The organism is Chromatiales bacterium, assembly GCA_014323925.1.
GTDB lineage: Bacteria > Pseudomonadota > Gammaproteobacteria > Poriferisulfidales > Oxydemutatoraceae > SP5GCR1.
The window spans coordinates 14,166-27,482 of record JACONC010000007.1 but is presented as its reverse complement, the minus strand read 5'-3'; the positions used below and the strand labels follow the sequence as shown (position 1 = coordinate 27,482).

General features: G+C 44.2%; 14 protein-coding genes and 1 pseudogene. 7 read left to right on the top strand and 8 right to left on the bottom strand.

Annotation, left to right across the window (positions count from 1 at the left end; genetic code table 11):
- Positions 1 to 3 precede the first annotated feature (3 nt).
- The 4 genes and pseudogenes from GDA45_04370 (at position 4) to GDA45_04355 (ending at position 1,800) form a co-directional block, all read left to right on the top strand.
- The gene (locus tag GDA45_04370) at positions 4 to 282 is read left to right on the top strand and encodes a transposase (GenBank protein MBC6414154.1); all 279 of its coding nucleotides are present in this window, start codon (positions 4 to 6) and stop codon (positions 280 to 282) included.
- Positions 254 to 547: a transposase gene (locus GDA45_04365; GenBank protein MBC6414153.1), complete on the top strand. Its 294-nt coding sequence runs from the start codon at positions 254 to 256 to the stop codon at positions 545 to 547. The genes GDA45_04370 and GDA45_04365 overlap by 29 nt, the downstream gene beginning before the upstream one ends.
- Positions 548 to 788: 241 nt before the next feature.
- Positions 789 to 881: pseudogene (locus GDA45_04360) on the top strand (transposase).
- Between the two features lie 124 nt (positions 882 to 1,005).
- Positions 1,006 to 1,800: a KilA-N domain-containing protein gene (locus GDA45_04355; GenBank protein MBC6414152.1), complete on the top strand. Its 795-nt coding sequence runs from the start codon at positions 1,006 to 1,008 to the stop codon at positions 1,798 to 1,800.
- A gap of 57 nt (positions 1,801 to 1,857) precedes the next feature.
- Here GDA45_04355 and GDA45_04350 read toward each other — a convergent pair whose 3' ends face one another.
- Both GDA45_04350 and GDA45_04345 read right to left on the bottom strand, forming a co-directional pair.
- Positions 1,858 to 2,460: an HNH endonuclease gene (locus tag GDA45_04350; GenBank protein MBC6414151.1), complete on the bottom strand. Its 603-nt coding sequence runs from the start codon at positions 2,458 to 2,460 to the stop codon at positions 1,858 to 1,860.
- Positions 2,460 to 3,293 carry a site-specific DNA-methyltransferase gene (locus tag GDA45_04345; protein ID MBC6414150.1) on the bottom strand — a complete coding sequence of 278 codons (834 nt, stop codon included), beginning with the start codon at positions 3,291 to 3,293 and terminating at the stop codon, positions 2,460 to 2,462. The genes GDA45_04350 and GDA45_04345 overlap by 1 nt, the downstream gene beginning before the upstream one ends.
- Positions 3,294 to 3,586: 293 nt before the next feature.
- On the opposite strand from GDA45_04345, the gene GDA45_04340 reads away from it, so the two are divergent.
- The 3 genes from GDA45_04340 to GDA45_04330 all read left to right on the top strand — a co-directional run bounded on the left by GDA45_04340 (position 3,587) and on the right by GDA45_04330 (position 7,409).
- Positions 3,587 to 4,627 (top strand): Fe(3+) ABC transporter substrate-binding protein, encoded by a 1,041-nt coding sequence (locus GDA45_04340; GenBank protein ID MBC6414149.1) that lies wholly within the window; start codon positions 3,587 to 3,589, stop codon positions 4,625 to 4,627.
- A gap of 138 nt (positions 4,628 to 4,765) precedes the next feature.
- The gene (locus GDA45_04335) at positions 4,766 to 6,361 is read left to right on the top strand and encodes an iron ABC transporter permease (protein ID MBC6414148.1); all 1,596 of its coding nucleotides are present in this window, start codon (positions 4,766 to 4,768) and stop codon (positions 6,359 to 6,361) included.
- A 10-nt stretch (positions 6,362 to 6,371) separates the two neighbouring features.
- Positions 6,372 to 7,409 carry an ABC transporter ATP-binding protein gene (locus GDA45_04330; GenBank protein ID MBC6414147.1) on the top strand — a complete coding sequence of 346 codons (1,038 nt, stop codon included), beginning with the start codon at positions 6,372 to 6,374 and terminating at the stop codon, positions 7,407 to 7,409.
- A 168-nt stretch (positions 7,410 to 7,577) separates the two neighbouring features.
- Here the strand turns inward: GDA45_04330 and GDA45_04325 are convergent, their stop codons facing one another.
- The 6 genes from GDA45_04325 to GDA45_04300 are packed head-to-tail and all read right to left on the bottom strand — an operon-like array spanning position 7,578 to position 13,308.
- Positions 7,578 to 8,333 carry a Nif3-like dinuclear metal center hexameric protein gene (locus GDA45_04325; GenBank protein ID MBC6414146.1) on the bottom strand — a complete coding sequence of 252 codons (756 nt, stop codon included), beginning with the start codon at positions 8,331 to 8,333 and terminating at the stop codon, positions 7,578 to 7,580.
- Positions 8,330 to 9,637: a histidinol dehydrogenase gene (gene hisD / locus GDA45_04320; GenBank protein MBC6414145.1), complete on the bottom strand. Its 1,308-nt coding sequence runs from the start codon at positions 9,635 to 9,637 to the stop codon at positions 8,330 to 8,332. The genes GDA45_04325 and hisD overlap by 4 nt, the downstream gene beginning before the upstream one ends.
- Positions 9,637 to 10,713 carry a 3-deoxy-7-phosphoheptulonate synthase gene (locus tag GDA45_04315; protein ID MBC6414144.1) on the bottom strand — a complete coding sequence of 359 codons (1,077 nt, stop codon included), beginning with the start codon at positions 10,711 to 10,713 and terminating at the stop codon, positions 9,637 to 9,639. The genes hisD and GDA45_04315 overlap by 1 nt, the downstream gene beginning before the upstream one ends.
- Positions 10,714 to 10,753: 40 nt before the next feature.
- Positions 10,754 to 11,377, bottom strand: coding sequence for an ATP phosphoribosyltransferase (locus GDA45_04310; GenBank protein ID MBC6414143.1), 624 nt, complete (start codon positions 11,375 to 11,377; stop codon positions 10,754 to 10,756).
- A gap of 11 nt (positions 11,378 to 11,388) precedes the next feature.
- Positions 11,389 to 12,648, bottom strand: a complete 1,260-nt coding sequence (gene murA / locus GDA45_04305; GenBank protein MBC6414142.1) for a UDP-N-acetylglucosamine 1-carboxyvinyltransferase — start codon at positions 12,646 to 12,648, stop codon at positions 11,389 to 11,391.
- 21 nt (positions 12,649 to 12,669) lie between these two features.
- Positions 12,670 to 13,308 carry an ABC transporter substrate-binding protein gene (locus tag GDA45_04300; GenBank protein MBC6414141.1) on the bottom strand — a complete coding sequence of 213 codons (639 nt, stop codon included), beginning with the start codon at positions 13,306 to 13,308 and terminating at the stop codon, positions 12,670 to 12,672.
- Positions 13,309 to 13,317 lie beyond the last annotated feature (9 nt).

Sequence of the window (13,317 nt, the reverse complement as noted above, 5' to 3'; positions counted from 1 at the left end):
GATATGTGCCGAGAGCTAGGTATAGTAGAGCAGACATTCTATAGATGCCGAGCGAAGTATAGTGGTATGGAGGTATCAGAGGCGAATCGTCTGAATACATTGGAATTTGAGAATAACAAGCTGAAGAAGATGGTAGCCGAATTGATAATGGATCCGTGCGAGCTTGAAGGAGGCATTATCAAAAAATTGGTAAAGCTAGGACATTGTCGTGAGTTAGCCAAAGCTCTGATGAAGAGCGTGTGGGCTAGTAAGCATCACCTGCAGTGTCTACTGTTATCGTAGCAGGTGCGCTGATAAAGATGAGCAGCTCAAGCAGCGACTACTCAAACATGCACAGACTTATCCTCGCTATGGCTATTTGATGTTGCACGGCTTATTAAAGAGAGAAAGGCTGATGGTGAATAAGAAACGAACCTATTGTCTGTATACACAGGCAAAACTCCAACTCAGGACTAAAAGACGCAAGAAACTGTATCATCCTCGTTGCATTATGCCAACACCGGCCACAGTGAATAAGCGTTTGTCAATGGATTTTATGCATGACTAACTGAGTGATGGTAGACGATTTCGCGTACTCAATAGAGTGGACGATTTCAGTTGCGAATACATCACTCAGATCTGTGATGTTTCAATCAGCACCATGCAGGTAGCACAATCTTTATCTCAATTTATAGACCTGCGTGGCAAACCAGACAGTATCGTTTGCGATAACGTTACCCAACTTACCTCGAAAGCTCTGTTTTACTGGGGACAGGGTCAGCAAGTGAAATTGACATATTTAGCTCAGCAAACCGACTCAAAATGCTTTTGTAGAAAGCTTTAATGGTAAGTTCCGAGACAGGTATATTTGCGGAGAAATTAGCATGAAAACTCTCTTTTAAGATAAACCTAAAAAAGGAGGAAGCTCAAACCAAAGCACAAATGTAAGGCAATTGCTAGATTTGTAGTAGGTGATAGAATAACAGACTTAAGTTGAAATTTCCCAGAATTTTATAGGACTAATCAATGACCATTAACTCTCACTTATCTTTTCCAACACAGCTTCCTTTGATTGGACATAAACTTGGCAATGAATTAATTTCTCAAAGACCTAAAGATGGGTATATAAATGCAACAGCTTTGTGTAAAGCCGCAGGAAAATCATTTTATGATTATGTACGATTAAACTCTACTAAAGATTTTTTGCAAGAATTATCTACCGAAACGGGAATTCCCGTTTCGGCACTATATCAAACACTTAAAGGAGGTAACCAACCAGAATTACAAGGAACATGGGTACATCCAGACGTGGCGACTCATCTTGCGCAATGGCTTTCTCCTAAATTTGCAGTGCAGGTATCAAAATGGGTTAGAGAGTGGCTAACAGGTCAGGTATCAGGTCATATGCCATACCATGTTAAAAGATATATAAAAAATAGGTCAAAAATACCACATACTCATTTCTCTATGCTGAATGAAATTTACTTGAACTTAATAGCACCTTTAGAAGAAGCTGGGTTTGTCATGCCAGATAAAATGATTCCTGATGCTTCCACTGGGAGAATGTTCTCAGGTTTTTTACGCAAAAAAGGAATACACCCAGAAAGTTTTCCTACATATAATCATGAATTCTCTGACAATAGAAAAGATGTTCAAGCACGGCTCTATCCTAATAAACACCTTGCTGACTTTAAAGACTATTTCAACAGAGAATGGCTACCTAAACATGCTCAGAAATACTTCAAACAGCGAGCTCCGGTAGCATTACCATATATAAAACTAATTACCCCGCTAGAATTACCACCCACGAATAAAAAATAGCTAATCTGTGAGCATGTCAACTATTTTGTGCTATTAAAAATAACTTATGTTATAAACTTACTTTTCCCATTCGATATGTCCGTTTATTCCATGCTTTTCATAAATTCTTAATATATCCAAACAAAACGCTTTAACTTCTTCATTATTTTTGTTTTTTGCAATTTCGTATAGACGGATAAACATTTTCTTTCCTGCTTCCGTTTGCCTTAAAGTTTTCTTCATCATATTATGATTTGAACACAATGTCTGCCCATTCTTTATAGTCGCCTTTCCACCTAATGCTTGGGGCACGATATGGTCGGCATGAAGTTCCTCAGTTCCCTTGCTATCGCAACCACAAATAACACATCTATAACCATCTCGTTCAAATATCTTCTCTTTTTGAGCAGGTGTAAAATCTTTTTGCACATTCCGCCTGACTACACTCGGAGTATAGCGATAAACTCCTTTTTTAACTTTTAACAACAAACCTTTCTGGAAAAGCGAACGGATGCCTCTATCGGGATCTCTAAAAACTTTAGAAGTTCGCTTTTTCCATTCCCTCGTCGCCCAGTCTACAACCTCCGGATGAGGGATATCCTTATTCGGGTTTTTCTTAAAAAACTCCATTAATAAATCAAGTTGAGATAAGGGTTTTAGCTGTTTTTTCCTTTTCGGCATTAAAATAAATTTCTTTGCTCTATATGCATTTCTTTACACAAACGTTTGATAGCAATATCGCAATAGCTCTTATCTATATCAACACCTATACCTTTGCGCTTATTCATGTAGGCGGCAAGCAATGTTGAACCGCTTCCCAAAAACGGGTCAAGAATCGTGTCGCCGACAAAACTAAACAATTTTATGCATCGCTTAGGGAGTTCTATAGGAAATGCAGCCGGATGGCCTCCTGCCCCTTTCTTGCTTTGACCGTTGAATGTCCAAACACCGTTTGTCCAATCCATAAACTCTTGCTTGGTTATATCATTTTCTTTTCGTATGTTATGCTTTTTCCAGCTATTTTTGTACAAAACTAAAATCACTTCAACAGGTGCAATCACATAAGGTGCGGAAGCAGACATCCACGACCCCCAAGCAGTCCTACGCGAGATATTGCCTTCGTTCCAAACAATCGTAGAATGGTAATTCCACCCTACTTTTTTCGCGATATTGGTGACATCAGCACAAACGGCTTGCTGCCCGCCTTTGTTTTTATCCAATGGAATATTCAAGCATAGTCGACCGTCATCCATTGCTAAGTCGTAACATCTCTTTAGCCAGACTTTGGTAAATTCTAAATATTCTTGATAACTTAAATCATCTTTATGCGCATGATAATGTATATCGACATTATAAGGTGGTGATGTGACTATTAAGTCAATCGACGACTTAGGTATTTTACTCGTTGTCAAAATATCATCGTTATAAATTAGAATATCATCACAATTGAAATAGCAAGACGGTGCTCTATATCGTCTACCACTTGTTTTTTTTCGTAAACTAACTTCTTGCATAAGGTCAACTCTGAATATTAAAAGACAGCGTTATTATACGCCACCACGAACTACCCTTATATCAGAATTCTGTCCCTAAAAAGCTAGTCACGATAGCTTTTGTATGGTGAAACGCACCACCTCTTTTCTAGGCATTTTCCGGAGTTTTAGCATATGTGTCATCTATACTATTACTACCTACGGCTTTAATAGCGCATTTTATAACGCTATTAGCGAACCTCATAGAACTCATATTTTTTGATTAAATTATAAATATAACTATAATAATTCCTATTTATGAAATAGGAGAGATTATGATTTATTCTGAATATAGCAAAAGGATAACTGCTTTAGGGCTCAACACTTTGCTGTGCTTTTCGGTACTGTGCAGTATTGCACAGGCCGAGGTCAACATTTACTCGGCAAGAGAAGAGGCATTGATCAAACCGATTCTTGAGGTGTTCAGCGAACAAACCGGCATCAAGACAAATTTGGTAACCGCTAAAGCCGATGCATTAATTGAAAGATTGCAGCGCGAAGGACAATATAGCCTTGCAGATCTATTGATAATGACCGATGTTGCGCGGTTGCATAGAGCTAAGCAAGCCGACTTGCTACAAGCAGTACAATCGGAAAAATTAATGCAGGCTGTGCCCTCCGCCTACAGAGATTCGGATGGACACTGGTTTGGTTTATCGCTACGCGCGAGGATTATTGCAGTGGTCAAAGACAAGGTTACTCTACAAACACAACCGACGCGCTACGAATCCTTGGCCGACGAACAATGGCGTGGGAATATCTGCATACGTTCGTCGACCAATGTATACAACCAATCGCTGATTGCATCTATGATCTATGCAGATGGTGAGGAAGCAACTTACGATTGGGCGCAGGCTCTGGTCGCCAATTTTGCCAGACCACCGGTCGGTGGCGATCGTGATCAAGTGCTAGCAGCAGCTGGTGGATTATGCGACATTGCGGTGTTGAACACTTATTATTTAGCCTACATGCTAAATAATACCGACCAAGAACAAAGCAGTGCTGCGCAAAAGATGCGGGTGATATGGCCTAACCAAGAAGACCGCGGTAGCCATGTCAATATCAGTGGTGGTGGCATCACCCGCAATGCTAAAAATAAGGATGAAGCGATACAATTGCTCGAGTTCCTAGTAGATGAGCAAGCGCAGCAATGGTATAGTCAAGTGAATTATGAATATCCGATACGCGACGATGTGCAAGTTGCCGATACACTGAAATCGTGGGGAGAGTTCAAAGCCGATAGTATTCAACTCGACAAGCTCGGCGAATTGAATGCAGCAGCAGTTAAGCTGATGGATAGAGCCGGTTGGCGATGACATACATCCTTAACCCTGGTAGTGGCTGACAATCCATTGATAAAATACCTTCAACGCCGACTTTTGATAAGTTCGTGCGATAGGATTTATATCCGGTTTATTGTCTGCTACTAGATATAACTTATAACCTACGCGTATATGTTTTTAATCAGTCAACGGCTACTGACACTACTGATAGTGTTGCCTATCGCCACGCTCTTTATTTCGTTTATAGCACCCGACACTGATGTTTGGCAGCATTTGCTAGAAACACAGTTATTTAATTACATTGGAAACTCGTTATTGCTTTGCGTCGGTGTCGCTATCGTCTCTTTAGTGATCGGCACGACGACGGCTTGTTTATGCGTGATGTTCCGTTTTCCAGGTCGCCGCTTTTTAGCCTGGGCAATGGTACTACCTCTCGCCTTTCCACCTTATATCGTCGCCTATACATACACCGGCATATTAGACTACGGCGGCTGGTTTAATAACTGGTGGCATTTGTCATTAGGATTTCCGGTGCTGCCAATACGGTCGCTGAGCGGAGCAATACTGGTGCTCAGCTTCGTGCTATATCCTTATGTATATCTGTTGGTCTATATGATTCTCATTTCTCAGTCCAGCAACTTGATTGATGTAGCACGTTTGGCCGGCTTACGCGCAAAACAAATTTTTTTCCGCTTGATACTGCCACTGGTACGACCGGCAGCAATTGCCGGAGTTGCACTCGTGGTGATGGAATCATTAGCAAATTATGCAACAGTCGAATATTTCGGTGTGCAAACACTCAGTGTAGGCATATTCAAAGTTTGGCTGGGATTGGGTAGCCTCACTGCAGCTGCACAGTTATCGCTTATCATACTAGTGTTCACCGTGCTGGTAGTTTCTATAGAAAAAGCAGCGAGGAAGCGCATCTCTTATTATAACCAAGGCTGTCATCCACCGTTGCAGGCGATCTATACTTTAACAGGTGCTAAAACCGTCGTTGCCTGGCTGATCTGCGGACTACCCATTACTCTGGGTTTTGCAATACCATTGCTACAACTCAGTGCGTGGACTTATCGTTACGGTACCGAAAAATTTGATAGCGAATATCTGCAACTGATGCTCAACTCACTCAGCTTGGGCTTTGCCACAGCTTTGATTGTGGTTTTTATTGCAGTTATTATGGCTTATGGGCAACGACTACACCCATCTTCTAAATGGCTATGGGTAGATAAGCTGGCAACATCGGGCTACGCTGTTCCCGGCGTCGTAATTGCCATCGGCGTATTGATCGTTATTACCACTGTTGAAGGTTTTGTCAATAAGGCTTCAACCGCCCTTGATTTTTCGGCGGTGGGTTTGTTTTTAAGTGGCACGGTGGTGGCACTGTTATTTGCTTATACGGTGCGTTTTATGACCCTCGGTTATAACACCATAGCAAGCAGCTTGACAAAGGTATCGCCTAATATAGACTATGCAGCAAGTTCGTGTGGAGCAAGCAAACTGCAGACTTTGCGCTTAATACATATTCCTTTAATACGGTCGGGATTATTCAGTGCTGCGTTGTTGATATTCGCTGATGTCGTTAAGGAATTACCGGCAACCTTGGTGTTAAGGCCTTTTGAGTTCAACACTTTGGCGGTGCGCACCTACGAGTTGGCTTCAACTGAGCGCATCAATGATATCGCCGTGCCTTCGCTGAGTATTGTTGCAATTAGTTTGATTTCGATTGTGCTAGTGGCACAACGGATCACGCCGTTTAGAAAATGAGATTATAGATATGCTCGAACTAAAAAATCTTAGCGTTGCGATTGATCAACAAACTATAGTCAAGGATGCTAGTTTGAGTATCGCCACAGGAAAAATAGGATGTCTACTCGGACCCAGCGGTAGCGGGAAAAGTACTTTGCTTCGATGTATTGCCGGCTTTCATCGTGCGGCATCGGGACAGGTCTATTTGGAAGATAAATTAATAGAAAGCCGCAACGAACGAGTTGCAGTAGAAGTGCGACGCATTGGGGTCATGTTTCAAGACTATGCGCTATTCCCGCATCTGACGGTTGCAGAGAATATCGGCTTCGGTATTCGTTCTATGGCGAGACGAGACTATAAAGTACGACTCAAGCGCATGCTCGTTTTAACCAAACTGAGTGCTTACTCAGACCAGTACCCCAACGAACTATCAGGCGGACAACAACAACGCGTGGCATTGGCACGCGCTCTAGCACCGCTGCCCAAGCTGCTATTATTAGACGAACCCTTTTCCAACATAGACAGCCAACTCAAGCTACAGATGGTGCAGGAAATAAGAGAGCTATTGGTTGATATGAATATCACCACACTGATGGTCAGTCACGACCAGAGCGAGTCGATGGCAATGTCCGATAGTCTGGGTTTGATGCTTGAAGGAAAGATATTGCAGTGGAGTAACACATACGATTTTTATCATCGCCCAGTATCCCGCCAAGTTGCAGCTTTTATAGGGATGGGTACGATGTTGCGCGGCGTCGTCACCGAACAACAGACGATTCAAACCACCCTCGGAGAATTATCGCCGCCGGCAAATACCACATTGCCACCCAATAAAGCAGTCGATGTGTTGATTCGCCCCGACGATATAATCCACGACGACGACAGCAACTTTCAAGCCACCATAGAAAAAAAGGAATTCAGGGGCGCACAGTTTTTATATTTACTACATCTGAAAAACGGCGATCGGGTTCAATGTTTCGCTCCCAGCCACCACAACCATCATATAGGTGAGAAAATTGGTATCCGCATAGACCTTGAGCATGTCGTATGCTTTCCGGTCAACTAGCATAACACCTCTCGCAAACCGTCCTTATAGCAGATTGTTTATGTTGCTATACTCGGCAATGTCTTCGATTGACACCGCAAATACTTCATCGGAGTCGCTACCCCACTTTGTCCGTTGATAAACTGACAACCAGCGCAGAGCAATATAAAAAACTCAGGCAAGTAGTATTTACACTGGATTGTCTATCTCTATATAGCGGTGCGTTATATCAAAATGCTCGGCTAGATGCTCGCCTAAGGCTTGCACGCCATAGCGCTCAGTTGCGTGGTGTCCGGCAGCATAATAGTGTATGCCCTCTTCTCTTGCGATATGCACCGTCCGCTCCGAAATCTCACCGCTGATATAGGCATCCAAACCCAAACGAACTGCCTCTTCTATACAGTCTTGCGCAGCTCCAGTGCACAGCCCTACGGTTTCAATCGTCGCGCGACCCCCTGCTATCAGCTGTGGTGGTCTAGATAACACTCGTTCTATCTTGTCTGCAAACTTATCGGCATCGCATGGTGCTATCGTACCGTATCTCGCTAACGGCACACCGTTGTAATCGCCGAAACAGCCTTGTAAAGAAATGCCCAAGTGTTTTGCCAGTTGTACATTATTGCCAACCACATCGTGCGCATCCAGTGGAATATGATAGGCGAGCAATCCGACACCACTGGACAGCAAAGTACGCAATCGTCTCGCTTTCATGCCTGATATGGTCGGTTCCTCGTTGCGCCAGAAATAGCCGTGATGCACTAATATCGCATCACCGTCTTCCGCTATCGCTGCATCTATTAAAGCCTGCGATGCAGTGACTCCAGAGATCAACAGACGAATCGGACGCTGACTTTCAACTTGTAATCCGTTCGGACTATAGTCTTTGAAATGTCCGACCTCTAAGTAGCGGTCTGTGTAAGCACTGATATCGCTTAACGATGTCATGATGCGGTAATACGGCTACGAGCGGCGGCGGCGTGAGCATGCAGACCTTCGGCTTCAGCAAGCGGCTCGGCTATGGTAGCGAGATACGATGCCGCCTTTGCATCGCACTGCATGATGCCAGTGCGTTTTTGAAAATCGTAAACTCCCAGTGGGGAAGAGAAACGTGCACTACCGGCAGTCGGCAGGACATGGTTGGAGCCGGCACAATAATCTCCCAATACCTCACAACTATAGGAACCTAGAAAGACAGCGCCAGCATTTTTTATGCTGTCTAGCCATCGTTCAGCATCAACCACTGCAAGTTCCAAGTGCTCTGCGGCAATGATGTTTGCTATCTGCATCGCTTGTTGCAGATCATCAACCTTGACCAACAAACCGTTGCGATTGAGTGCTGCCTCAATAACCTTACGGCGTGCCATAGTCGGCAACAAGCGATCAATCTCAGCCTTGACTTGATTCAGATAGTCAGCATCAGGACATAATAATATTGACCGTGCTTGCTCATCGTGTTCGGCTTGCGAGAATAAATCCAGTGCGATCCACGATGGTTGCGTAGAACCGTCGGCTATTACCAAAATCTCCGACGGACCGGCAACCATATCTATACCGACTTTGCCGAACACTTGCCGTTTGGCTTCGTTAACATACGCATTACCGGGGCCGACTATCTTAACAACCGGAGCGATACTCTGTGTGCCGTAGGCTAGCACTGCGATGGCCTGTGCGCCACCAATAGTATACGCTTCATCTATACTCATCAACTGTAGGGCACACATCACAAAAGGGTTGAGCTCTCCACCGCAAGCAGGTAGCATTGCAACAATACGCTCAACACCAGCAACCTGCGCAGGAATCGCGTTCATCAAAACCGATGATGGATAGGCGGCTTTACCGCCTGGAATATAAAGTCCTACTGAGTCAATTGCGCTCACCTTTTGCCCTAGGCGAACACCAAATTCGTCGACGAATTCCCAATCTTGCACAAGCTGTCGTTCAGCATAGCGGCGTATGCGCTCGGCTGCTTTGCTTAAAGCTGCAGACCATTCGGGTGCGACGGTTGCCGCAGCCTGCGCACGCTGGTCTTCAGTAATACGTAAGGCGGCAACTGAGGTGGCTTTGCGTTTATCGAATCGTTCCGTATATTCCAATACTGCAGCATCGCCACGGGTGCGCACTTGATCGATAATCGCACGCACCGCATCGTCAATATCGGCAGTGCCGAGTTGCGCCTGTGCTATATAATCTCTAATTTGCTCGGAGAAAGTGTCTGCGGATGCATCCAGCTGCCGCAAGGTCAAAGCCATTAAGTCCTTCCTGCTTGCACCGCAGCGGCAAGCGTTGCCAGCACCTGTGCAGTATCCTCCCAACCCATACACGCATCAGTAATGCTTTGCCCATAAACCAATCCCTGCCTATCCAATGTACCGTCTTTATTAAATTTGAGATCTTGCCGCCCCTCCACCAAGTGGCTCTCAATCATCACACCCATAATACGCCGTTCACCAGCCTGTAGTTGCTCAGCGACATTGTTAGCAACGATTATCTGTTCTCGATATTTTTTATTGCTGTTGGCATGGCTGAAGTCTATCATCAGCTTTCTCGCTTGCTTGCCTTCGACAAGCAACTGTGATGCATAGTCAACGCTATCGCTGTCGTAGTTCGATTTACCGCCGCCACCGCGCATAATAATATGACAATCTTGATTGCCAGCCGTTGAAAAAATAGCCGAATGCCCACCTTTGGTAACTGATAAAAAGTGATGCGGTTGCGATGCTGAGCGCATCGCATCTACAGCTATTTGTATATTGCCGTTGGTACCGTTCTTAAATCCGACCGGACACGACAAACCAGAAGCCAACTCGCGGTGGGTTTGGCTCTCCGTAGTACGCGCACCTATAGCGCCCCAGGCGATTAAATCCGAAATATATTGAGGGCTGATTAAATCCAGATATTCGGTAGCAGCCGATATACCTCTAGCGTTCAAATCGAGTAGCAGGCGACGGGCAACCTCTAGACCTTTATTGATATGGAAGCTGTTGTCTAAATCAGGATCGTTAATCAACCCCTTCCAACCTACGGTGGTACGTGGTTTCTCAAAATAAACACGCATCACGATATGCAGGCTGTCTTGGTATTGCGCTATCAACGGTTGCAAGCGATCGGCATATTCAAGTGCGGCTCTGGTATCGTGAACCGAGCAAGGACCGGCGATGACCAGTAAACGATGATCTTTATTGTGTAAAATATCTTTGATCGTCTTCCTAGAATGATAAACACATTCTGACACTGCGTCAGTGATCGCTAAACGGCTTATCAAATCTCTCGGCGCTACCAGATCTTTGATTACTTTAATTCTTAAATCATCAGTTTCGTATTTCATAAGCTTTACTATATAACGCTAACCATTGAGATAGTAGATGTCAGCACACATTAGTTATTTGTTCAACCAAATTCTTAACCGTGCGATCCTTTATTTTCATTGCAGTTCTATTCGCAATCAAGCGAGCACTAATATCTTTGATGGTCTCAAACTCCTGTAAACCGTTAGCAGCTAAAGTTTTGCCGCTGTCAACCAAATCAACGATTAAATCAGCCAATCCTAAAATCGGTGCCATTTCCATCGAACCGTATAGCTTTATTATACCAACCTGCTTATTGCACTGAGCAAAATACCTTCTCGCCGATAGACAATATTTAGTGGCTACGCGGGGACGATATTTCAACTTTTGTGGTGATGGCAAACCGGCAACTGATAGGCGACATTTTCCTATACCCAAATCGTACAGTTCGTAAATACCTCTGCTGTCTTCCTCCATTAACATATCCTTGCCGACAATGCCTAAATCAGCAGCACCATATTCGACATAAGTAACCACATCAGCAGCACGTAGTATTACGAACTCAATATTTTTATCTTTACTGTTCAATATTAACCTGCGATCATCGTTCGGATTCGCTACCATCTCCAAACCGGCGCGTTCAAGCAACGGTATGCTCTCTTTGAGCAAGCGACCTTTCGCAAGTGCAATTCTACATTCTTCCATCACTCTCCAGCCTATGAGATACGGTTAATATTTGCACCCAGTCGATCGAGTTTTTCCTCAATATGCTCGTAGCCTCTATCGATATGATAGATGCGATCCACTGTGGTTTCACCTTCGGCAACCAAGCCGGCGAGTATCAAAGATGCCGAAGCTCGCAAATCGGTTGCCATCACTTGAGCACCTATCAATTTATCACAACCTTTGATATATGCAGAATTTCCCCGCACATTAATATCTGCTCCCATACGCTGCATCTCCTGCACATGCATAAAACGATTTTCAAAGACCGTCTCAGTGACAATGCTGTTGCCTTCAGAGATCATATTCAAACTTGTAAACTGAGCTTGCATATCAGTAGGAAAATCAGGATACGGTGCGGTTTTTATATCAACACTTTTAGGACGTTTGCCACGCATATCCAACTCTATATATTGGTCTCCAGTGTTGATCTCAGCACCGCATTGTTCGAGCTTCACCAGTATCGCCTCGAGTATTTTACTGGTAATATTTTCTATTCTGATTTTACCGCCAGTAGCAGCAGTGCCGACTAAGAAAGTACCAGCCTCTATGCGATCCGGCAATACATTGAATTTACAACCTTTGAGGTACCGGCAACCGCGAACAGTGATGGTATCGGTACCCTCCCCTTCTATATCGGCTCCCATTTTCCGCAAACAAACCGCCAAGTCAACGACTTCAGGCTCAAGTGCAGCATTCTTTATCGTCGTTACACCCTCAGCTAAGGTGGCTGCCATCAGCAAGTTCTCAGTACCGGTCACGGTAATGCTGGGTAACACTATATTGGCACCTTTGAGCTTAGCGGCAGTCGCTTCTATATAGCCTTTGCTGATCTTGATATCTGCCCCCATCTTGCGCAGACCCTCAATGTGTATATCGACCGGCCGAGAACCTATAGCACAACCGCCAGGCAACGATACTTTGGCGCGCCCGTGACGCGCTAACATAGGTCCTAAAACGAGTATAGATGCGCGCATGGTTTTGACGACTTCGTAAGGTGCAATATATTCTTTAATAGTGGCAGCGTTGACTTTGATATTCATCGCCTCGTTTATGACAACCGATATTCCCATTTGGCGTAGCAAGCTGATAGTGGTCGTTACATCGTGCAAATGCGGAACATTGCCTATATACATACCGTCATCGGTTAACAAAGTCGCAGCCAGCACCGGTAACACTGCGTTCTTAGCACCAGAAACTTTAATGGTACCTTGCAGCGGCTGCTTGCGCCCCTGTATATATAATTTCTGCATAACTAGATTTAGCCCAGTATTCTAAAGGCTGGCCGCATCCCCTGCGAGGCGCGTTATCAATGCATCCAATCCCTTATCTTTTATTTCTATATCAAAGTTCTGTCTAAACTGCTTACCTACACTCAGCCCGTCGACGATCAAATCAAAAACGACCCACCTATCTTCCTTAAATAGCATCGCATAGTTAATTGAAACAGGTGCTTGTCCACCGACAAAAAATAACATCGTCCTTACTATTTGGTAGCGCGTCTGCTTGGTAGTATCAGGCAATGGGTAATCAATTTTTTCTACATTAGAAAGCAACAACAAAGATTTTCCATAACTGCGCACCATCGTACGGCGTAAGGCATTGGTAAACATCAAGCGCTGCGTCTCAGATGCACTATTCCAGTGTCCGCCCAGTGTCAATTTACCGAATAGCTCCATATCCACTGAGCTGACAATACGCTCATCTATCAGATCATATAATTTCTCAGTATCCTCCCTATAAACAGCATCGTTGATTTTAATCTCAGAGACTACATCATCTATCAAAACTGACAAAAAATCTCTGGCATCGGCATACGACTGGGCACCGACTGGTTGCATCAGCAAAACCAGCAATAAGAAAAACACCACACCTTGCTTGCGGCAGGCATCAAAATCACAATAATAATTCATAGCGGTTTA

Bases quoted from the DNA above. Each gene is read 5' to 3' on its own strand.
- GDA45_04370 (MBC6414154.1), top strand. From the start codon at position 4: ATGTGCCGAGAGCTAGGTATAGTAGAGCAGACATTCTATAGATGCCGA.
- GDA45_04355 (MBC6414152.1), top strand. From the start codon at position 1,006: ATGACCATTAACTCTCACTTATCTTTTCCAACACAGCTTCCTTTGATT.
- GDA45_04350 (MBC6414151.1), bottom strand. From the start codon at position 2,460: ATGCCGAAAAGGAAAAAACAGCTAAAACCCTTATCTCAACTTGATTTA.
- GDA45_04345 (MBC6414150.1), bottom strand. From the start codon at position 3,293: ATGCAAGAAGTTAGTTTACGAAAAAAAACAAGTGGTAGACGATATAGA.
- GDA45_04340 (MBC6414149.1), top strand. From the start codon at position 3,587: ATGATTTATTCTGAATATAGCAAAAGGATAACTGCTTTAGGGCTCAAC.
- GDA45_04335 (MBC6414148.1), top strand. From the start codon at position 4,766: ATGTTTTTAATCAGTCAACGGCTACTGACACTACTGATAGTGTTGCCT.
- GDA45_04330 (MBC6414147.1), top strand. From the start codon at position 6,372: ATGCTCGAACTAAAAAATCTTAGCGTTGCGATTGATCAACAAACTATA.
- GDA45_04325 (MBC6414146.1), bottom strand. From the start codon at position 8,333: ATGACATCGTTAAGCGATATCAGTGCTTACACAGACCGCTACTTAGAG.
- hisD (MBC6414145.1), bottom strand. From the start codon at position 9,637: ATGGCTTTGACCTTGCGGCAGCTGGATGCATCCGCAGACACTTTCTCC.
- GDA45_04315 (MBC6414144.1), bottom strand. From the start codon at position 10,713: ATGAAATACGAAACTGATGATTTAAGAATTAAAGTAATCAAAGATCTG.
- GDA45_04310 (MBC6414143.1), bottom strand. From the start codon at position 11,377: ATGGAAGAATGTAGAATTGCACTTGCGAAAGGTCGCTTGCTCAAAGAG.
- murA (MBC6414142.1), bottom strand. From the start codon at position 12,648: ATGCAGAAATTATATATACAGGGGCGCAAGCAGCCGCTGCAAGGTACC.
- GDA45_04300 (MBC6414141.1), bottom strand. From the start codon at position 13,308: ATGAATTATTATTGTGATTTTGATGCCTGCCGCAAGCAAGGTGTGGTG.